Annotated in this window: 21 protein-coding genes and 2 pseudogenes; 19 read left to right on the plus strand and 4 right to left on the minus strand. The window is 61.1% G+C overall.

Translation table 11 applies throughout. The features are described 5' to 3' along the window. From ABW043_RS00570 to ABW043_RS00625, 12 genes and pseudogenes are all read left to right on the plus strand, one after another. The coding region (locus ABW043_RS00570) for a BMP family lipoprotein (protein ID WP_353919301.1) at positions 1-516 on the plus strand (516 nt) is incomplete at its 5' end. A 30-nt stretch (positions 517-546) separates the two neighbouring features. Then, positions 547-2,106 (plus strand): annotated as a pseudogene (locus ABW043_RS00575) (ABC transporter ATP-binding protein); the annotation flags it as partial. A gap of 113 nt (positions 2,107-2,219) precedes the next feature. Further along, positions 2,220-3,308: an ABC transporter permease gene (locus tag ABW043_RS00580; protein ID WP_353919302.1), complete on the plus strand. Its 1,089-nt coding sequence runs from the start codon at positions 2,220-2,222 to the stop codon at positions 3,306-3,308. Beyond that, positions 3,308-4,282, plus strand: coding sequence for an ABC transporter permease (locus tag ABW043_RS00585; protein ID WP_353919303.1), 975 nt, complete (start codon positions 3,308-3,310; stop codon positions 4,280-4,282). Before ABW043_RS00580 ends, ABW043_RS00585 begins: the two co-directional genes overlap by 1 nt. Before the next feature lie 31 nt (positions 4,283-4,313). Beyond that, a complete protein-coding gene (locus ABW043_RS00590; RefSeq protein WP_353919304.1) occupies positions 4,314-4,718 on the plus strand; it encodes a cytidine deaminase in 405 nt (134 codons plus the stop codon). Continuing rightward, complete coding sequence (locus tag ABW043_RS00595; RefSeq protein ID WP_295416622.1) at positions 4,715-5,509, plus strand: purine-nucleoside phosphorylase; 795 nt, start codon at positions 4,715-4,717, stop codon at positions 5,507-5,509. Before ABW043_RS00590 ends, ABW043_RS00595 begins: the two co-directional genes overlap by 4 nt. After that, the gene (gene deoC / locus ABW043_RS00600) at positions 5,506-6,498 is read left to right on the plus strand and encodes a deoxyribose-phosphate aldolase (RefSeq protein ID WP_353919305.1); all 993 of its coding nucleotides are present in this window, start codon (positions 5,506-5,508) and stop codon (positions 6,496-6,498) included. Before ABW043_RS00595 ends, deoC begins: the two co-directional genes overlap by 4 nt. 8 nt (positions 6,499-6,506) lie before the next feature. Continuing rightward, entirely contained in the window at positions 6,507-8,873 is a 2,367-nt protein-coding gene (locus ABW043_RS00605) for an aldehyde dehydrogenase family protein (protein WP_353919306.1), read from the plus strand. Positions 8,874-9,024: 151 nt separating this feature from the next. Next, a complete protein-coding gene (gene deoA, locus ABW043_RS00610; protein ID WP_353919307.1) occupies positions 9,025-10,347 on the plus strand; it encodes a thymidine phosphorylase in 1,323 nt (440 codons plus the stop codon). Positions 10,348-10,351: 4 nt separating this feature from the next. Further along, entirely contained in the window at positions 10,352-11,569 is a 1,218-nt protein-coding gene (locus ABW043_RS00615; protein WP_353919308.1) for a phosphopentomutase, read from the plus strand. Between the two features lie 82 nt (positions 11,570-11,651). Next, entirely contained in the window at positions 11,652-12,284 is a 633-nt protein-coding gene (gene upp, locus ABW043_RS00620) for a uracil phosphoribosyltransferase (RefSeq protein WP_353919320.1), read from the plus strand. Positions 12,285-12,373: 89 nt separating this feature from the next. Continuing rightward, positions 12,374-12,769, plus strand: a complete 396-nt coding sequence (locus tag ABW043_RS00625) for a VOC family protein (protein WP_353919309.1) — start codon at positions 12,374-12,376, stop codon at positions 12,767-12,769. A gap of 39 nt (positions 12,770-12,808) precedes the next feature. Here ABW043_RS00625 and ABW043_RS00630 read toward each other — a convergent pair whose 3' ends face one another. The 4 genes from ABW043_RS00630 to ABW043_RS00645 all read right to left on the minus strand — a co-directional run bounded on the left by ABW043_RS00630 (position 12,809) and on the right by ABW043_RS00645 (position 15,200). Next, positions 12,809-13,435: an HAD family hydrolase gene (locus ABW043_RS00630; protein WP_353919310.1), complete on the minus strand. Its 627-nt coding sequence runs from the start codon at positions 13,433-13,435 to the stop codon at positions 12,809-12,811. Between the two features lie 95 nt (positions 13,436-13,530). Beyond that, a complete protein-coding gene (locus ABW043_RS00635; protein WP_353919311.1) occupies positions 13,531-14,109 on the minus strand; it encodes a TadE/TadG family type IV pilus assembly protein in 579 nt (192 codons plus the stop codon). After that, a complete protein-coding gene (locus ABW043_RS00640; RefSeq protein WP_353919312.1) occupies positions 14,109-14,636 on the minus strand; it encodes a TadE/TadG family type IV pilus assembly protein in 528 nt (175 codons plus the stop codon). Before ABW043_RS00640 ends, ABW043_RS00635 begins: the two co-directional genes overlap by 1 nt. Positions 14,637-14,756: 120 nt before the next feature. Continuing rightward, positions 14,757-15,200, minus strand: a complete 444-nt coding sequence (locus ABW043_RS00645; protein ID WP_353919313.1) for a pilus assembly protein N-terminal domain-containing protein — start codon at positions 15,198-15,200, stop codon at positions 14,757-14,759. Between the two features lie 344 nt (positions 15,201-15,544). On the opposite strand from ABW043_RS00645, the gene ABW043_RS00650 reads away from it, so the two are divergent. The 7 genes and pseudogenes from ABW043_RS00650 to ABW043_RS00680 form a co-directional block, all read left to right on the plus strand. Beyond that, positions 15,545-15,745: a Flp family type IVb pilin gene (locus ABW043_RS00650; protein WP_353919314.1), complete on the plus strand. Its 201-nt coding sequence runs from the start codon at positions 15,545-15,547 to the stop codon at positions 15,743-15,745. A gap of 53 nt (positions 15,746-15,798) precedes the next feature. Then, a complete protein-coding gene (locus tag ABW043_RS00655) occupies positions 15,799-16,053 on the plus strand; it encodes a Flp family type IVb pilin (RefSeq protein ID WP_353919315.1) in 255 nt (84 codons plus the stop codon). A gap of 16 nt (positions 16,054-16,069) precedes the next feature. Further along, complete coding sequence (locus tag ABW043_RS00660; RefSeq protein WP_353919316.1) at positions 16,070-16,570, plus strand: A24 family peptidase; 501 nt, start codon at positions 16,070-16,072, stop codon at positions 16,568-16,570. A gap of 197 nt (positions 16,571-16,767) precedes the next feature. Continuing rightward, positions 16,768-17,709, plus strand: a complete 942-nt coding sequence (gene cpaB / locus ABW043_RS00665; protein WP_353919317.1) for a Flp pilus assembly protein CpaB — start codon at positions 16,768-16,770, stop codon at positions 17,707-17,709. Between the two features lie 13 nt (positions 17,710-17,722). After that, a complete protein-coding gene (locus ABW043_RS00670) occupies positions 17,723-19,135 on the plus strand; it encodes a type II and III secretion system protein family protein (RefSeq protein ID WP_353919318.1) in 1,413 nt (470 codons plus the stop codon). Positions 19,136-19,162: 27 nt separating this feature from the next. Beyond that, on the plus strand, positions 19,163-20,440 hold the full coding sequence (locus tag ABW043_RS00675; RefSeq protein WP_353919319.1) for a CpaE/TadZ family protein: 1,278 nt from the start codon (positions 19,163-19,165) through the stop codon (positions 20,438-20,440). A gap of 41 nt (positions 20,441-20,481) precedes the next feature. Next, positions 20,482-20,714, plus strand: a pseudogene (locus ABW043_RS00680) (CpaF family protein); the annotation flags it as partial.

The following is a 20,714-nucleotide window of genomic DNA, read 5'->3' on the forward strand; positions in this document are numbered from 1 at the left end:
GCCTGCGGCTATGCCCAGGGCGCCAAGTCGGTCAACGCCGACATCGAAGTGCTCGAAACCTATGTCGGCACCGGCTTTGAAGCCTTCAACGATCCCGGCAAGGCAACCGAAGTCGCCAAGTCCCAGCTCGACCAGGGCGCAGACGTGATCTTCCAGGTTGCCGGTGGCGCTGGCGCAGGCGTTCTCCAGGCCGCAGCAGATGCCGGCAAGTTCTCGATCGGCGTCGACAGCAACCAGAACCACCTGCACCCCGGTTCGGTCCTGACCTCGATGATCAAGCGCGTCGACGTTGCCACCTACAACGCCATGAAGGGCGTTGAAGACGGTACCTGGGCGCCCGGCGTCATCGTTCTGGGCCTCGCCGAAGATGGCGTCGGCGCAGCCTTTGACGACAACAATGCTTCGCTCATCACCGATGACATGAAGGCTGCGGTCGAAAAGGCCTCTGCCGACATCATCTCGGGCGCTGTCACCGTGCACGATTTCCGCACCGACAAGGCGTGCCCGTCTCTCTAAACTGAACGAACAAGGGTAGGACTTCGCCCAATGACAAGTCTTCACCCGACAAATGCGCAGCGGTCCGAACGGACCGCTGCTGCCCCGCTCGCTATCGAGCTTGTCGGCATCAACAAGCATTTCGGCCCGGTCCACGCCAACCGTGACATTCACCTCGCGATCAAACGCGGCACGGTGCATGGCATCGTGGGCGAAAACGGCGCCGGCAAATCGACCCTGATGTCGATCCTCTACGGCTTTTACACCGCCGACAGCGGCGAAATCCGCGTCAACGGCACGCCGGCAACGATCACCGATTCCCGCCACGCCCTCGCCCTCGGCATCGGCATGGTTCACCAGCATTTCATGCTGGTCGACAATTTCTCCGTCCTCGAAAACGTCGTGCTCGGCGCCGAGGATTCCGCCTTTCTCGCTCCGACGCTGACCAAGGCGCGCACCCAGCTCAAGGCGCTGGCCCGCGACTACGGCCTCGAAGTCGATCCCGACGCCATCATCGAGAACCTCTCGGTGGGCCAGCAACAGCGCGTCGAAATCCTGAAGGCCCTCTATCGCGGCGCCGAAACCCTCATTCTCGACGAGCCCACGGGCGTTCTGACCCCCGACGAGGCCGACCACCTCTTCCGCATCCTCGGCAAACTGCGAGAAGAAGGCAAAACCATCATTCTGATCACGCACAAGCTGCGTGAAATCATGGCCATCACCGACGAAGTCTCGGTCATGCGCCAGGGTGCCATGGTCAAGACCCTGACCACCAAGGACACCTCGCCCGGCGAATTGGCCGAGCTGATGGTTGGCCGCCGCGTGCTCCTCCGCGTCGAAAAAGGCCCTGCCAGCCCCGGCAAGGTTTTGCTCGATGTCGAAAAGCTCGTCGTCACCGACGATTTCAAGGTGCCGCGCGTCAAGGGCGTCTCGTTCCAAGTCCGCGCCGGCGAAATCGTCGGCATTGCCGGTGTCGCCGGCAATGGCCAGTCCGAACTCCTCGAATCCATCGCCGGCATGCGCGATCAGCTCCTCGGCACCATTCGCCTCAATGGCGAAGTGCTGAGCCTTGAAGGCGACGACGGCGCCGCCCGCGCCCGTGCCGCAGGTCTCGCCCACGTGCCCGAAGATCGCCTGCGCATGGGTCTCGTGACCACTTTCTCCGAGTGGGAAAACACCATCCTCGGCTACCAGCACTCCTATGGCTCCGGCCCTGGCCTCGATATCGCCAAGGCGCGCGCGACGGCCGAGGAATACATCAAGAAATTCGACATTCGCCCGCCGAACCTTGATCTGAAAACCGCCAATTTCTCCGGCGGCAATCAGCAAAAGATCGTCCTGGCGCGCGAGATGGAGCGCAATCCCGATGTGCTTATCGTCGGCCAGCCAACGCGCGGCGTCGATATTGGCGCCATCGAATTCATCCACAATCAGATCATCAAGATGCGCGATGCCGGCAAGGCCATCCTGCTCGTCTCGGTGGAGCTCGATGAAATCCGTTCGCTCGCCGACCGCATCCTCGTCATCTTCGATGGCCAGATCGTGGGCGAAGCCGATCCGGCAACCGCCGACGAAACCGAACTTGGCCTCCTGATGACCGGCTCGCACGCGACCGAAGTCGGCACCGTTTCCGAGCCGGGCACGCTGGCGCCCCACGAAACCCCGGTGCAGCAGACCCTCACGCAGATGAGCCCACAAGACAATTCCGGCAAGGATCCCAACTGATGACCCCTTTGCCACGCTGGGCCGACGTCGTCCTCCTGCCGCTTCTCAATGTCGTTCTGGCCTTCCTCGTCGGCGGCCTCATCGTTCTCGCCGTCGGGCAAAACCCACTGCAGGCCGTGGGCATCATGCTCTATGGTGCCTTCGGCTATGGCTCGGGCTTTGGCTACACGCTCTATTATACGACCGACTTCATCTTCGCCGGTCTCGCCGTGTCACTGGCCTATCATGCCGGCCTCTTCAATATCGGCCCCGAGGGTCAGGCCTATGTCGGTGGCCTCGGCGTCATCCTCATTGGCCTCGCGCTGAATGGCACCCATTGGGCCATTGTCTTCCCGCTGATGATCATCTGCGGCGGCGCCTTCGGGGCGCTCTGGGCCTTCGTGCCAGGCTATCTGCAAGCCAAGCGCGGCAGCCACGTCGTCATCACCACCATTCTGTTCAATTTCATCGCCACCTCGATGATGGGCTTCCTCATCTCGCGCGTCTTGAAGCCGGTGGGCGTCAATTCCGATGAAAGCGCTCCGCTCGAAGCCATCACCCGCGTGCCGCAATTGCGCACCTTCATCGAGCTGTTCAAGAATTCCCCGGTCAACCTGACCTTCTTCCTCGCCATTATCGCGCTGGTCTTCATCTACTGGCTGATCTGGCGCACCAAGTTCGGCTATGCCGTTCGCGCCCTGGGCCAGAACCCGGTTGCCGCAAACTATGCCGGCATATCAAACCAGAAGATGATCATGATCGTCATGGCCATGTCCGGCGTTCTCGCCGCCATGGTCGCTGTCAACAATGTCGGCGGCGTCCAGGGCCGCCTAATCCTCAATTTCGTCAACGGCGCCGGCTTCGTCGGCATCGCCGTGGCCTTCATGGGCCGTGGTCACCCCGTCGGCGTCGGCCTTTCGGCCCTGCTCTTTGGTATTTTGTACCAGGGCGGCCAGGAACTCGCCTTCCAGATGCCGGGCATTACCCGCGAAATGATCGTGACCATCCAGGCCCTCGTCATTCTCTTCACCGGCGCCATGGGCGACATGCTGCGCGCTCCGCTGGCGCGATTGCTCACCCGATCCGAACCAGCGACGGGAGCCAAGTGATGGAACAGCTTCTCGTCGATCTCACCCTCATCCTCGACTCCACCGTTCGCCTCGCGGTTCCGCTGATCCTTGCCTGTCTCGCCGGCCTTTATTCCGAGCGCGCCGGCATCGTCGATATCGGCCTCGAGGGCAAATTGCTGGCAGGTGCCTTCGCTGCCGCCGCCATGTCGGCGGTCACCGGTTCAGCCTGGCTCGGCCTTCTCGCCGGCATCGGCGCCGCGCTGATGTTCTCCGGCATCCATGGGCTGGCGTCGATCAATTTCAAAGGCAATCAGACCATTTCCGGCGTGGCGCTCAACTTCCTCGCCGCAGGTCTCACCACCTTCCTCGGCCAGTCCTGGTTCAAGCGCGGCGGCTATACGCCCCAGCTCTCCGGCGACCAGCGCTTCAACCCCATCACGCTGCCCTTTGCCGAGCAGTTGCGCGAAGTCCCGATCATCGGCCAGATCTACTTTGAGCTGATCTCGGGCCACAACATCCTCACCTATTTCGCCTTCGTCGCCGTGCCGGTCACCGCTTGGGTCCTGTTCCGCACCCGCTTTGGCCTCCGCCTGCGCGCCGTGGGTGAAAATCCCAAGGCTATCGACACGGCCGGCATTTCGGTCACGCGCCTGCGTTATCAGGCGCTGATCATCACCGCGGGTCTCGTCGGCATCGGTGGCGCCTATCTCTCGATCGCCCAGTCGGCGGGCTTCAACAACAACATGTCCGCCGGCCGCGGCTATATCGCGCTTGCCGCGCTGATCTTTGCCAAGTGGCGCCCGGGTCCGGCCCTGCTGGTCTGTCTGATGTTCGGCTTCCTCGACGCGGTCCAGTTCCGCATCCAGGGCCAGGTCTTCCCCATCATCGGCGAAGTCCCGGTCCAGGCCATCCAGGCTCTGCCCTATATCCTGACGGTGATCCTGCTCGCCGGCTTCATCGGCCGCGCCGTAGCGCCAAAGGCCTCGGGCATTCCCTATACCAAGGAGCGCTAGCCCCAAAGGCTAGCGCCAACACATGATGAGCATGACCGATCAAGACGAGGCCCTGTTCGCGGCCGCCGAAGCCATTCGCGCAAAAGCCTATGCGCCCTATTCCAATTTCCACGTCGGCGCTGCCATCCTCGCCGATGACGGCAAGATTTACGCTGGCTGCAATATCGAGAACGCCGCCTATCCGCAGGGCAATTGCGCCGAGACCTCGGCCATCGCCGCGATGATCGCGGGCGGCGCCAAGCGCATCAAGCGCATCTACGTCACCGGCCCCGGCCTCTCTCCCGTCACCCCCTGCGGCGGCTGCCGCCAGCGCATCCGCGAATTCGCCGATCTCGACGTGGAAGTCATCTCCCATGGCGTCGATGGCGAGCCGCTGGTGCAAACCCTCGGCCAGCTTCTGCCCCACAGTTTCGGTCCGGAGTTCCTAGGCAAATGACCAAAGCCGCCAAAACCATCCAGAAGATCGCCGGCAAGGACCCCATCTCCGCCGCGCTGGTCCTCGGCTCCGGCCTTTCAGCCATTGCCGATACGCTCGAAGACCGGGTGACAATTCCCTATTCCGAGCTGAAGGATTTTCCCGGCGCTGGCGTTTCCGGCCACGGCCGCGATCTCGTCCTCGGCATCATGGGCGGCAAGCGCATCGCCATCCTCACCGGGCGCGAGCACTATTATGAGCATGGCAATCCCGCCGCCATGCGCCCGGCGCTCGAAACCATGGCCGAGCTTGGCGCGCAAACGCTGCTGCTGACCAATTCGGCCGGTTCGCTCGACCAGCGCTTTGCCCCCGGCGACCTGATGCTGATCTCGGATCACATCAATTACAACGGCCTCAATCCCCTGATCGGCGAGCCGACCGACCGTCGTTTTGTCAACATGGTCGACTGCTACAACCCCGACTACCGTGCCAAGGCTAAAGCCGCGGCGGAGCGTCTGGGCATTGCCCTCGGAGAAGGCGTATACTTCTGGTACTCGGGCCCGAGTTTCGAAACGCCGGCCGAAATCCAGATGGCCATTCGCCTCGGCGCCAACGCCGTCGGCATGTCAACGGTCCCGGAAGTGATCCTTGGTCGCTTCCTGGGCATGAAAGTCTGGGCCTGCTCGTCCATCACCAATATGGGCGCAGGTCTTTCGAGCGAAAACATCAGCCATGAACATACCAAAACCATGGCGGTGCAAGGGGCGGCAAAGCTGCAAAAGCTGATCCCCGCCCTGGTGGAGGAGCTATGAGTCTCAAAGTCGTCGACAGCACCCAGAGCCACGAGCCCGCGCACAAGCGCAATCCCGGCTATCCGCTCGACCTCGATTGGGTCGAACGCGTCCGCATGAACCGCTCGGCCCTCGAACGCCGCGCCGGCTCCATCGGCGCCCGCCGCACGGTCAAGAAGGACTACCAGCTCGCCTGGCTCCTCAAGGCCATCACCCTGATCGACCTGACCACCCTCAATGCCGACGACACCGCCGGCCGCGTCGAGCGCCTCTGCGCCAAGGCGCGCAATCCCCTGCGCAGTGACATCGTCGAAAAGCTCGGTGTGCAGGACCTTCGCATCCTCCCCGGCGCCGTCTGCGTCTACCACACCTTCGTCAAGACCGCCGTCGATGCCCTCGAAGGCACCGGCATCCCGGTCGCCGCCGTCTCGACCGCCTTCCCCCATGGCCTCGCGCCCGTCGAAACGAAGATCGCCGAAATCGAAGCTTCGGTGAAAGACGGCGCCAAGGAGATCGACATCGTCATTGAGCGCGGCATGGTCCTGCGCGGCGACTGGCAGGCGCTTTACGATCAGGTAAAAGCCTTCCGCAAAGCCTGCGGCGATGCGCACATCAAGACCATTCTGGGCACCGGCGAACTCGCCACCCAGACCAACATCGCCAAGGCCTCGCTCGTCTGCATGCTGGCCGGCGCCGATTTCATCAAGACCTCGACCGGCAAGGAAAAGGTCAACGCCAATCTCGTCACCTCGCTGACCATGATCCGCATGATCCGCTGGTTCGGCGAAGAGACCGGCATCGAAATCGGCTACAAACCGGCCGGCGGCATCGCCACGGCGGGCGACGCGCTCAAATACATGGCGCTGATGAAGGAGGAGCTGGGTACGCGTTACCTCAATCCTCATTTATTCCGCTTCGGTGCTAGCAGTCTGCTAACCGATATCGAGCGTCAGCTAGAGCACGGGTTAACCGGCCACTACGCTGCAGATTACCGCCAGCCGATGGTGTGAGGCCCCAAATGAACAAGATCGCGCAAATCTTCGAAACCCTCGAATACGGCCCCGCACCCGAAACGCCCGACCAGGCAAACGCCTGGCTCGACAGCAAAAATCGCAAGTTCGGCCACTTCATCAACGGCGCCTGGACCGAGCCCGGCAAGACCTTTGCCTCGACCAATCCGGCATCGGGCGAAAAACTCGCCGAAATCACCGACGGCACCTCCGCCGATGTCGATTTGGCCGTCAAAGCCGCCCGTGCTGCCTTCCCGCTCTGGAGTGGGCTAAGTGGCTATGAACGCGGGAAATTTCTCTATTCCATCGCCCGCATGATCCAGAAGCACAGCCGTCTCTTCGCTGTGCTCGAAACCATGGACAACGGCAAGCCCATCCGGGAAAGTCGCGACGCCGATATCCCCTTGGTAGCACGGCATTTTTATCACCACGCCGGCTGGGCCACGCACCTCGACCGCGAGTTCCCCGACCACGTCCCCTACGGCGTTTGCGGCCAGATCATCCCCTGGAACTTCCCGCTGCTGATGCTGGCCTGGAAGATTGCCCCAGCCCTCGCCGCGGGCAATACGGTTGTCCTCAAGCCCGCCGAATTCACCTCGCTCACCGCGCTTCTGTTCGCCGAAATCTGCGAGCGCGTCGGCCTGCCCAAGGGCGTCGTCAACATCGTTACGGGCGAAGGCGACACCGGCGCGGCGCTGGTAAACCATTCTGGTGTCGACAAAATCGCCTTCACCGGCTCGACCGAAGTCGGCAAGATTATCCGCGCTGCGACGGCCGGATCGGGCAAGGGCCTCTCGCTCGAACTGGGCGGCAAGTCCCCTTACATCGTCTTCGAAGACGCCGATCTCGACAGCGCCGTTGAAGGCCTGGTGGAAGCCATCTGGTTCAACCAGGGCCAGGTCTGCTGCGCCGGCTCGCGCCTTCTGGTGCAGGAGTCGATCGAAGAACGCTTCATCGCCAAGGTGAAGAAGCGCATGGCCAATCTCCGCGTCGGCGATCCCCTTGATAAATCAGTCGATATCGGCGCGCTCGTCGCTCCGGTACAGGTCGAACGCATCCGCGACCTGATGAAAAAGGGCGTCGCCGAAGGCGCCGTCGTCTATGAGCCCGATGGCACGGTCCCGGCCAATGGCTGCTTCCTGAAGCCCGCGCTGGTCACGAATGTCTCGCCCGCCAACACCCTTGTCGCAGAAGAGATTTTTGGCCCCGTGCTGGTCGCTATGAGCTTCCGTACGCCCGAAGAAGCGGTGGCCCTTGCCAACAACACCCGCTACGGCCTCGCCGCGACGCTCTGGAGCGAAAACATCAATCTCGCCCTCGATATCGCGCCCAAGCTCAAGGCCGGTGTCATCTGGATCAACGGCACCAACCAGTTCGACGCCGCCGTCGGTTTCGGTGGCTACAAGGAATCCGGCTATGGTCGCGAAGGTGGCCGCGAAGGCATGGGGGCTTACCTGAAACCCAAGTGGGAGAAGGACTTAAAGCCCGCTCCCGCCGCCAAGTCGGTCCCGGCCAAAGCCGCAAACCCGCTTGATGCCGGCCACCTCGACCAGACCGCCAAGATGTACATCGGCGGCAAGCAGGCGCGTCCGGATAGCGGTTACAACCGCCCGGTCCACGGCGCCCAGGGCGATCTTGTCGGCGAAGTCGGCGATGGCAATCGCAAGGATATCCGCAACGCCGTTGAAGCTGCCCGCGCTGCCCTCGGTTGGGGTACAACTGCGGCCCACTCCCGCGCGCAAGTGCTTTATTTCCTTGCCGAAAATCTTGATTACCGCCGCGACGAATTCGCCGCTCGCATCAAGGCACAGACGGGCGAAGATGGTACCAAGGAAGTCGACCAATCCGTCGAACGCCTCTTCGCCTTTGCCGGCTGGGCCGACAAATATGATGGCGCCGTCCACAACCCGCCCATGCGCGCCGTCGCTGCTGCCATGGTCGAACCGCTTGGCGTCATTGGTGTCGTCGCGCCACCCTCGCGCCCGCTGCTCGGCTCCGTGGCCCTCATCGCCCCGGCTCTCGCCATGGGCAATACAGTGGTTCTGGTCCCCTCCGACCGCTCGCCGCTCTCCATGACCGACTTCTACCAAGTGCTCGAAACCTCCGACATGCCCTCGGGCGTCGTCAACATCGTCACCGGTGAAAGCATCAGTCTTGCCAAGACCTTGGCCGAGCATGATGGCGTCGACGGTCTCTGGTTCGCCGGTCCCGCCGAAGGCTCCGCCATGGTCGAAAAGGCCTCGGTGGGCAATCTCAAGCAGACCTGGACCAGCCGCGGCCTCTATTATGATCTAGCCGATCCACGCTTTGCCGGGGATTATTTCCTTGGCAAGGCAACGCAGGTGAAGAACGTCTGGATTCCCTACGGGGCCTAATCCGTTCAATCGGCCGGCACATCTCGGATAACGAGCGTGCCGGCCGGAGCCCCGTAGACAAATCGAGCTGAAACTCGAAGCAACACCTGTCCCGCGTTAGGCGGTGGGGAGGGGTGGAGCAACAAGCGCGCAAATCGCAAAGGGCCGAAAAATGGTCTTTCTCCCCCAGGAAGTGATCCTCAGGAAGCGCAATGGCGAAAAGCTTCCCAAGGAAGATATCGCCCGCTTCATCGCCGGCTTTGCCGAAGGCACCGTGTCCCACGCACAGGCCGCAGCCTTCGCCATGGCGGTCTATTTCCAGGACATGAGCATGGACGAGCGCGTGGCGCTGACCCTTGCCATGCGCGATAGCGGCACGGTGCTCGATTGGTCCGATCTCGATGGCCCGGTGGCCGACAAGCATTCGACGGGCGGCGTTGGCGATAATGTCAGCCTTATGTTGGCGCCGGTCCTCGCTGCCGTCGGCATCTACGTCCCGATGATTTCCGGCCGTGGCCTCGGCCACACAGGCGGCACGCTCGACAAGTTCGATTCCATTCCCGGCTACCAGACCCAGCCGGACAATTCCCTCTTCCGCGCCGCGGTAAGAGAGGCAGGCTGCGCCATAATCGGCCAGACCGCCGACCTTGCCCCGGCCGACAAGACGCTCTACGCCATTCGCGATGTCACCGGCACGGTGGAATCCATTTCGCTGATCACCGCCTCGATCTTGTCGAAGAAGCTCGCTGCCGGCCTCGGCGCCCTGATCCTCGACGTAAAGACCGGTTCCGGCGCCTTCATGCCCACGCTTGAGGCGTCACGCGATCTGGCCAGAAGTCTCGTCAGCGTCGCCAATGGTGCCGGTCTCAAAACTGGCGCCCTGATCACCGACATGAACGAGCCTCTCGCCAGCGCGGCCGGCAATGGCCTCGAAATCCGCAATGCCGTCGATTTCCTGACCGGCGCGCACCAGGATGCCCGTCTCAAGGAAGTCACGCTCGCCCTCTGCGTCGAAATTGTCCTCATGACCGGGACGGCTGGAGATATCGAGGCGGCACGGACCAAGGTCGAAAAAGCCCTCGATAGCGGCCAGGCGCTCGAACAGTTTTCCAAAATGGTAACGGTCCTCGGCGGACCCTTCGATTTCGCCGAGCGCATGGATGGCTATCTCAGCCCAGCCCCGATCATCCGCGATGTTTTTGCGGAAGGGCAGGGGACCGTCGCCGAAATCGACACACGTGGGGTCGGCATGGCGGTTGTCGCGCTTGGTGGTGGCCGCGCGACGCCGACCGACAGGATCGACCATCGTGTCGGTTTCGATCGCCTCCTCGGCCTCGGCGCCAAGGTAGACAGCCAGACACCAATCGCCCGCATCCACGCACGCGACGAGACCTCGGCAAACGACGCCGAAAGCCGCATTCGCGCCGCCTATCGCTTTGGTGCGACCGCGCCGAGTTTCCCCCTGATCGCCGACCGCATCGCCCCCACGGAGTAAAGCCATGCCCCGCGCCATTGTCTGCCTTCTCGACAGCGTCGGTATCGGCGGTGCGCCCGACGCTACCGCCTATGGCGATGTCGGCTCCAACACTGCGGGCCATATCGCCGAATGGGCGGCCGCCGGCAAAGCCGATCGGGCGGGTCTGCGCTCTGGCCCTCTTCATGTTCCGAACATGGATACCATGGGCCTTGGCGCCGCCATCAAACTCTCGACCGGCATCCTGCCGCCTGGCCTGACTGACACACCCAAGGGTGGCCGCTTCGGTGTGGGTCGCGAAGTGTCCAAAGGCAAGGATACGCCCTCGGGCCATTGGGAAATCGCTGGCGTGCCGGTGCCCTTCGACTGGGGCTACTTTCCGCAGACGGAACCAACCTTTCCGCCCGACCTCATCCAAGAGTTCATCCACCGCGCCAATCTGCCTGGCATTCTCGGCGACAAGCACGCCTCCGGCACCACGATCATCGCCGAGCTGGGCGAAGAGCACATCCGCACCGGCAAGCCGATTTGCTACACGTCCATCGACTCGGTCTTCCAGATCGCCGCCCACGAAAGCCATTTTGGCCTCGAGCACCTCTACGAAATCTGCAAGATTGCCTTCGAGCTGACTGCGCCACTCAATATCGGCCGCGTCATTGCCCGCCCCTTCGTCGGCGAAACCCCAGAAACCTTCAAACGCACCGGCAATCGCCGTGATTTCGCGATCTCGCCACCCGAACCCACCTTGCTCGATCGCAACGAAGCCGCCGGCAATCAGGTTTTTGCCGTTGGAAAGATCTCGGACATCTATGCCGGCTCTGGCGTGACCCATAAGCTGAAAGGCACGGGCATTCCGCAGCTCTTCGACAAGACGCTCGAAGCTATGGAAATGGCTGCGGACCGCGCCTTCATCATGACCAATTTCGTCGATTTCGACTCTGAGTATGGCCATCGCCGCGACGTTCCCGGCTATGCCGCCGCGCTGGAACTATTCGATTCCCGCCTGCCCGAACTGATCGCAAAAATGCGGCACGACGATCTGCTGGTCCTCACGGCCGACCACGGCAACGATCCGACCTGGCCGGGCACCGATCACACGCGCGAACAGGTGCCGATCCTGGTCTTTTCCCCAGCCCTGCCCAAGGGGGAGATTGGCATTCGCCCAACCTTCGCAGATATTGGCGAAAGCATAGCTGCCTGGCTTGGCCTCGCGCCGGGCCGCCACGGCAAGTCTTTCCTGTAATTAAGCGTTTCCAGCAAAAGTGGTAGCCGGTTTTGCGGTTCGGAAACTCGGCGAAAAAACAAAGGTGGTCGATATGAGCAAGATGGTTGGCAATGTCACGGTCATCGATCACCCGCTGATCCAGCACAAGCTGACGATCATGCGCAACAAGGAGACGTCCATTGCCGGCTTCCGGCGGCTCCTGCGCGAAATCGCCCACCTGATGTGCTACGAAGTTACGCGCGATCTCGAACTGGAAATGATCCCGATCGAGACGCCGATGTCGGCGATGGACTCGCCGGCGATCAAGGGCAAGAAGCTGGTCTTCGCCTCCATCCTGCGCGCCGGCAACGGCCTTCTCGATGGCATGCTCGATCTCGTGCCGGCCGCACGCGTCGCCCATATCGGCATCTATCGCGATCACGAGACACTCGAGCCGGTCGAATACTATTTCAAGGCGCCGTCCAATCTTGAAGATCGCCTGATCATCGTGGTCGACCCCATGCTGGCAACAGGCAATTCGGCTACCGCCGCTATCGAAAAACTCAAGGAACGCGGCGCCAACAATATCCGCTTCCTTTGCCTCCTGGCGGCGCCAGAAGGCATCGAGAATTTCGCCAAGGCCCATCCCGACGTTCCGGTCTATACGGCTTCGATCGACAGCCATCTCAACGAGAAGGGTTACATCATCCCGGGCCTCGGCGACGCCGGGGACCGCATGTACGGCACGAAATAGGTCTTCACGCGCTTGTCGCGCTCCAGACGGGGCGCGCCACGCGCGGGGTCCTCGTTGCGCTCGTTCACACCAGATTACGAGATCCAAAAATGGTAAAACTTGCTCACTCGATGATCCGCGTCATCGAAGAAGATCGCTCCGTTGATTTCTACCGCCGCGCTTTCGGCCTCGAGATCGTCAATCGCATTGAGTTTGCCGATTTTACGCTGGTCTACCTGGCGCAGGAGCTCGATGGTTTCGAGCTCGAACTGACCATCAACCACGGCCGCACGGAGCCCTACAATCTCGGCGATGGCTATGGTCATCTCGCCGTGGTCGTCGACAATCTCCAAGCCGAATATGAGCGCTTCACCGCTGAAGGCTTTACTGTTGGCAAGCTGGTGGATTTCAAGAACGGTAATGTGCCCGTCGCGCGCTTCTTCTTCGCCACGGACCCGGATGGCTACAAGATTGAAGTCATCCAGAAGGGTGGCCGCTTCCAGTAAGCCCCAAAAGAAAACCCCGGATCGCTCCGGGGTTTTGTTTTACTTCGCCTTGAGCGGCAGACCGAGGGCGATCAGTTCAGCCCGGAGCTGTGTCGGCTCCTTGAAGTGGATGCCATGCATGCCGAACTTGCGGGCGGCAACGATGTTTGGCTCGCTGTCATCGATGAAGACGCAGCTATCGGGCGCAAAGCCATACCGCTCGCAGAAGACGCGATAGATACGCGGATCTGGCTTCACGAGGCCTTCAAGGCCCGAGACGATGACGCCATCGAATTTTTCGAGGAACGGCCATTCCCCAAGACAGCTTACCCACTTTTCCCAGGAGAAGTTGGTGATGGCAAAGGTCGGAATATCCTGCTCGATCAGCTCGTTGTGGATGTCCACCGTGCCGTGGATGAAATCACCCAGCGTTTCCTTCCAGCGCAGATCAAAAGCCTGGATTTCGCGCCAGTATTTCGGGAAGCGCGTGATCAGCTTGGCAACGCCCTCGGCATAGATTTCGCCGGCGTCGAATTCGAGATTCCAGTCGCCCGTGCAGATGTTCTGGTGGAACCAGAGGGCGTCCTCCTCGCTCTCAAAGAGCTTGCGGAACAGGTACATCGGGTTCCAGTCGACGAAAACGCCGCCCAGGTCGAAGACAGGGATAATGGTGTCGTTCATGCTCATGATGGGGTCGGAGGAAGGAGCTTCGCTTGTGGCATGGCCGCGTAGGGGCGGCAAGCATCCAAGGCCACGATCAGATCGAACGACTCGCCCACGAGTCAGTTAAGGGTGATGGTGCCGCCAAAACGCGGCATGAAAAGCGCCGAGCGATTGAGGTCGAGCGCTTCCTTGAACACGATGCCGAGCAGCGGAAGATAGCCGTACTCCGCCTCCGCAGCGATCACCGTCTGGCCAGTGGCGATGGCTCTCATCTCGGCCGGCAAATCGTAGGCGCTGTTCTTTGGATGCTCGGCGACGGTAGTGGAGAGACTGCCGTTTTCGTATCGGACCGACCAGAGAACGGTTGCTTCTCCATCATCGTCAACCGACACCGCCGTGACCGTTTGAACCAGTCCGGACGTACTATAGGGGGCCATAATGCTGGTGGACGCGAGGAAATAATCCCTCAACTGGCTTTGGGCGATCGTCTTATTGGACCGCGCCACGAGGTCGCCTATGGCGCCCGCCACCGATTGCACCTTGCGGTCCGCAGTTAAGAGTGCCGCCGCCTCGGTACAGCCGAGATAAACGCTGAGCATGAGTGGCACGACCAGCGCGAATTCGACTGCAGCTACCCCTGTTTCCCGGCGCAGGAGCGCTCGCAGCGTCCTTACGAAGCCTTTTCCAACCGAGCGCATCAGAAGGGCTCGTTTCGGAAAACGGTGGCCGCGCTCAAGAGACTTCGCCCGTCAGCAAGCATGTTGGGAGAATAGGGGAACTGCAAAATTGCGGGATAGCGGTAATGGACTTGCACAAGCACTACACTCGATGAGCCGCCGGGGACCCAGACCTCATCCTCCGTCCAGTTGCAATCCTTCTTGCAAGTGAGGTCGAGCGGGATCGAATAGTCAGCAGACTGGAAATCGTTTATTTGGCGCACAGTAACGTGCATGTCGGCGCAGTTGCCGAACAGCCCATAGAGCCGGTCGCAGACATTGTTCTTGTAGTCGTCGACCGTCCAGCCGTCATGCTGGGCCTGGCCGACGCGGATGGCACGACTGGCGTCAGACATGCCGCTTTCCAGCACCTGGGCGGCAAAAAACTGCACGGAGGTCTGCAGAATGGCCGTCAGAATTGCGAAGAAAATCGGCGCCAGAATGGCGAACTCGATCATCGTCGCCCCGCGCGTATCGCGCGCCAGGGATTTGAGCCGCCAGCGTGACATGCCTCGTTCCTGTCTGGGAAAGCTGGTTGCTCTCCTCATGACTGGGAAGCTGGCGTTTTAAGGATAAGGTTTCGTTAGCTTCATGACGGAAAAGCGGGCGCTGGTTAAGAAAGTGTTGCGCTAATTTGCCGCCGATTGAACCAGTTGCGACGACGCCAGCGTCTGGCTGGTAAAGCTATTGTCATCCCCCAGCATGACTGTAGGCTGGCAGGTCGGAGCACAGGCCAGGGTGGTGCGCAGCTGGCCCTGATAGACCGTCGTGACGCCGGCCTGCATCTGCACCACCTCGATGAGCGTATCGGCGATTGGTTCGCCAAGGCTGTCGAGCACGATGAGATTGGTCTGGCCAAAGCTCTTGCCTGTCAGGATCAGCGTCTGCGGATCCTGGATCGTGACATCGGCGATGCCGGGATTACCGACAATCACCGTCGCGGCAGGAGCGCTGATGCGCAGCACGCGCGCCATGTTCACTTTCACATCGATCGGGGCATTGTCCTGAGCGCCCGCGACAGCAGTACCGACAAGGACGAGACATAGGCCTGCAAGGAATGAAAGGCGAAGCATTGAACCCATCCGCACCGAAACTAGGGTCTAAGGATCGCGCGGAATGGTAAACACTTGGCAAACGACGTGGCTTCGGCGTGGATAAGAATATACTAAGGCGCGCCCAAGTCGTTGTTCGGCAATTCAAAATAACGTTGGTCGAGATGTGGAGTGGATCCGATTGTTAGAATGCAATCGATCTCGTTAATTCATTGAAAAGCATAGATTTTTTTGGGTGAAATCCGGCGTTTGGAAATACAACAATTAACTCATTTGCAATCAGTGCTGGCTAGTCTGAGCCCATCTTCGCTGTGTGACTGGCCGTGAGGCGTCACTCGAGGACGTGTAAAAAAGGAGCCTGGGACATGAACATTTTCGCACGTTTCGCGCAGGACGAATCCGGCGCCACTGCAATCGAATACGGCCTTATCGCCGCTCTTATCTCCGTCGTCATCATCGGCGCAGTCGGTCTTCTGGGTGGCACCCTGACCGATGTCTTCACGCGCATCGACGACGATCTGACCGGCGCGCTTGAAGGCGCTGAGACGCCGCCTGCCGGCAATTGATTTTGGGATAGCATTTAAGCCTAAAAGGGCCCCTAACAGGGGCCCTTTTTCCATTGTTTAACTATTCGATGGCCATAATCGTCTCACCGGACTGGGGGGCTGCTGCGTCGATGAAGAATGCGCTTGGACTGCTTGGGGCGTTTGGGGCCGACGAGGCCGGCGCGACTGCAATTGAGTACGCGCTTATCGGATCCTTGCTGTCCGTAGTTATCATTGGCGCCCTTTTGTCTTTGAACGGTACGATGGTGGAATTGTTCGAGCATATTCGCGGCTTCATCGTGCCTGCGCTTGAAGGCGCATCGTCTTAGCAAGATGGATAATTCTATGAGCACCATTGCCCTCTTCTTCTTCCCAATTGCCATGGCCATTGCCGCCTCGTCGGACCTTCTGACGATGCGCATCTCCAACAAGCTGGTCTTGCTGCTCACCGTCGGCTTCTTCATCGTTGCCATCGCCGTCAATCTGCCGCTGCAGCAGTTTGCGATGCATGTCCTTTGTGCGCTGGTCGTGCTCGCCGTAGCTTTCGGACTTTTCGCATTGCGCTTCATCGGCGGCGGAGATGCCAAGCTTGCCGCAGCCACCACGTTGTGGCTGGGTTTTGGCATGACATTGCCCTACCTCGCCTACGCAGCCCTGTTCGGCGGCGTACTGACGATCCTTATTCTGGTCGTGCGCGGCATACCGCTCAATCCAACTCTTGCCCGCCTGGGTTGGCTCGCCAGGCTGCACAACAAGCGCGCGGGCATTCCCTATGGCATCGCCTTGGCCATTGCAGGCATCATGGTCTATTCGAACACTGCCATTTTCGAGCGTCTCGCAGCGTAAGCCATCTCATTGTCGCTGGATACCGAGGCCACGGCGCTTGCTGCCGGGGCCTTTTTCTGTCGCTGCCTCCCAATTCGCAAGTATTCATAATCTGTTAACCGCAAGCCTTAGTGCTCGATTAACCAAACCTTGACCCTTTGCTTCCATAGTTCACCCGTGGAATTGGGCGTCAGCGCCCGGTGTAACCGGAGTGGGTCATGAGACCAGCACGTATCATCCTGGTAGTAGTGGCCCTGGTCGCAGGCGGTCTTGCCGCGTTCCTCGTTACACGCACGGGCCGTGCACCGGCTCCGTCCAGGGAAGTCGTGACAGAGGTCGTGCAGGAGCAGAAGACGCAGGTTCTCGTCGCCAAGGCGCCGATCGGCATGGGCGAGCGCCTCAAGCCCGATACGCTCGAATGGCAGGATTGGCCCCAAGGCGCCGTGCGTCCGGAATATGTCACGATCTCGGCCGCGCCGGACGCGCCGGCAGAACTTACCGGCGCTGTAGCCCGCTTCGAATTTTTCCCCGGCGAACCAATCCGTGAGCAAAAGCTCGTGCGGTCGGACCAGGGCTACCTCTCGGCGGTGCTGGCTTCGGGCATGCGCGGCGTTGCGGTCGGGGTCAATGCCGTGTCGAGTGCCGGCGGCTTCGTCGTGCCGAACGATCATGTCGACGTCGTCTTGACCACCGCGACGCCATCGGGCCAGCAGTCCGAAGTGGTGCTGTCTAACGTCCGCGTCCTGGCCATCGGCAAGCGCCTTGGCGAAATGGGGGCGAGCGGTGGCGACGAAAAAGCCGAGAACGACAGCCCGACGCCGGAAACCTTCGACAAGAGCACGGTGGCAACGCTCGAATTGACGCCTGGACAGGCAGAAACACTGATCAACGCCTCGATGCGCGGTCAGCTGAGCCTGACGCTGCGATCCATCACTGATTTCGGCAAGGGGGCTGACGCACAGCGTCCTGCCAGCGCCAGTCAGGCCGTTCGTGTCATCCGCTTCGGCAAAGAGCAGAGCGTCATGGCTGGCGCGGTTGCTCAGACGGGCTCCGGCACGGAGTTTTCGCCAGTCAATGAGTTCGTCCCCGAAGGTGGCTTCTCCGAAGACGAAATGGAAATCCAGGTCGACGCGGTCGAACCGCAGTTGATGCCGCAATAGGCGGGAGAGCAGAATGACAACGACAATGCAGACGGCATTTCTCCCCCTTCGCTTGCTGGCCCTGGCCGGCACGCTATCATTGGCGACGCTTGGTCCGGCCTTGCCGGCCCTTGCTCAGTCGCAGATCACGGTCGCCTCGACGGCCTACGGTGCCCAGCGCAATCTCGATATCGAGCTTAACAAGTCGATCATTATTGACCTGCCCGCGGGGGTAGCCGAGGTCGTGGTGTCCCAGCCCAATGTGGCTGCAGCCATAATGCGCACCCGCACTCGCGCTATCGTGCAAGGCATCACAGGCGGCAATACCAATATCTTCTTCATCGATGACGCCGGTCGCACCATCCAGGTGCTGGACCTGCGTGTCATCAAGGAGCCGTCCCAGGTCGGCAACGCGCTGGAAGAAGCGCTGGCACGTGTCATTCCCGGTTCCAAGATTTTGGTTGAATCCGTCACACTCGGCGACTCGACCAATCGCGTGGTGCTGACCGGTTCGGTGCTTTCCACCGACGATAAGCTGCGCGCCGAGCAGGTTGCGGTCCAGTTTGCCGGTGCGCCGGAGAACGTTGCCAATATTATCGACGTGGCGGGCGCCCAGCAGGTCATGCTGCAGGTCACCGTCTCGGAAGTGAAGCGCGACGTCGCCAAGCAGTTCGGCATCAACTTTGGCGCCATCGTCAATGTAGGCACCACCAACCTGCTCAGCTTTGCCGGTGGCTTGCTCACCGACGCCTTCCCGACCGATGGCATTGATGCCTCGTTCGGCGCCAATGGCAACCGGGTAAACGCTGCTATCCGCGCGCTTGAGGGACGCGGCGCTCTGCGTGTCCTCGCTCAACCGACGCTTACAGCGATCTCCGGCCAGCCGGCGAAGTTCCTCGCTGGTGGCGAATTGCCGTACTACACTTATGACGAAGACGATGACGGCAGCAGGACCCGTACGGTCCTGTTCAAGCCCTATGGTGTCGAGCTTGCCTTCACCCCAGTCGTGAAGTCGAACGGCGCCATCGCGCTAACGGTAGACACCTCGGTGTCGGAACCGCAGGCCGACCTGTCGATCACCAAGCGCCAGGCCAATACCTCGGTTGAAGTCCCGAGCGGCATGACACTGGCGATCGGTGGCCTGCTCGAGGAGCGGTCATCCCAGCAAATCAACCAGTTCCCTGGGCTCGGCGATATCCCCATCCTTGGTGCGCTCTTCCGGTCGCGGGACTTCCAGACCGAGGAGACTGAATTGGTCATTCTCGTTACGCCTTATCTCGTCAATCCCGTACCCGCAGGCAGTATCGCCGTGCCGACCGACTATTCGACCCCGGCAAGCGATGCGGAAGCGATCTTCCTCGGCAAGCTCGAAAACCAATATGGCGTCGCCGGCAGCGGTGGCATGCGTGGCGGCTTCAGCGGGTCGGTCGGCTTCGTGCTCGATTAAGCGTTCGATGGTGCAAGGAGTAGTTCAATGAAGAGTTTCCTGACCTCGGATGAGCCGGCAAAGCAGGAAGAGGCTGCGGCGGAGATCACCCCCGGCGCGCGCCTCGTGCCGCGCGTCACCATCCAGGCTTTTTGCGAGCATTCCCAGACCGCGCAACTCGTTGAGAGCGCAGTATACGATCGGCGCATGTCCAAGGTGGCCCTCACAACGCATAATGGCGGCATCGATGGCGCGGTCGAAACCTATAAGACCAATCCGACGCCTAACCTGATCATCGTCGAGACATCGCTCCCGCCCGAGGAAATCCCCGGCGCACTGCAGCGCCTTGCCGAAGTATGCGACGCGACCACCCGTGTCATCGTGCTCGGTCACGTCAACGACGTGCTGCTCTATCGCGAGCTGATCCGCTCGGGCATCTCCGAATATATCGTGCTGCCGTCCACGGCGCAGATCATCGTTACTGCCATTACCGAGCTGTTTGCCGGCGAGGGCGCCGCTCCCATCGGCCGCACCATCGGCTTTATCTCCGCCAAGGGCGGGGCAGGGGGGTCTACTGTCGCTCACAACGTCGCCTGGGCCATTGCCACGGTGCTGCGGCAGGATTGCCTGATCATCGACATGGACCTCGCCTTCGGCACGGCCGGCCTCAATTTCAACCAGGACCCGCCTCATGGCGTGGCCGACGCGCTTCTGGCTAATCAGAAGGTCGACCAGACCATGCTCGACCGCCTGATGAGCAAGGCTGCCAATCATATCAATCTGCTCACCGCCCCGGCCACGCTGGACCGGACCTGGGATTTTGAGGAGCGCGAGTTCGAGCAGATCGTCGAGATCTGCCAGAAATCCGTGCCGGTCATCATCCTCGATATTCCGCACGCCTGGAATGCCTGGGTAAGGCACACCCTTTCGACCATCGACGAAGTGGTGATCGTGGCCGAGCCTGACCTTGCTAACCTGCGTAATGCCAAGAATCTGGCGGATACGATCAAGGCCCTGCGCCCGACCGAAAAAGCGCCGAGCCTGGTGATCAATCGGCAGGGCATCGCCCGGCGGCCCGAAATCGGCGCGGCCGAATTCGCCTCGTCGGTGGAATGCACTCTCATTGGCCAGATCGGCTTTGACGCCGCGCTCTTTGGAACAGCGGCAAATAACGGCCAGATGGTGGCCGAGGTCGCCGCCAACAACAAGGTCAACGAGGTCTACCGCAATATCGGCATGCAGGTGACCGGGCGCCAACTGGCGCATGGCACAGGCAAGTCGGCCGGGCTGATGAAACTGCCGTCCTTCCTCAAGAAACGGGCATGATCCGTTTCTAGGGGCAAGCAGGGAAGACGAACGAGGCGAGCATGTTTGGTAAGCGGACGACATTCGGCGGCAATACGCCAGGCGTAGGCGAAGTCGCGCGGCCGATTCCGAGCCCGGCCCGGCCCGAGCCTGCACCAGCGCAACCGGTTCAACGACGAGCCTCCGATGGCGACAGCATGGCCGCGCGCCAGCGCACCACCGACGAAGTGCTCGACGTGCGCAATCCCGTGGATGTGCAGCGCGACAAGGAATATTTCCAGACCAAGTCCGCCAT

Origin of the sequence: Devosia sp., from assembly GCF_040509215.1 — a bacterium.
Lineage (GTDB): Bacteria > Pseudomonadota > Alphaproteobacteria > Rhizobiales > Devosiaceae > Devosia.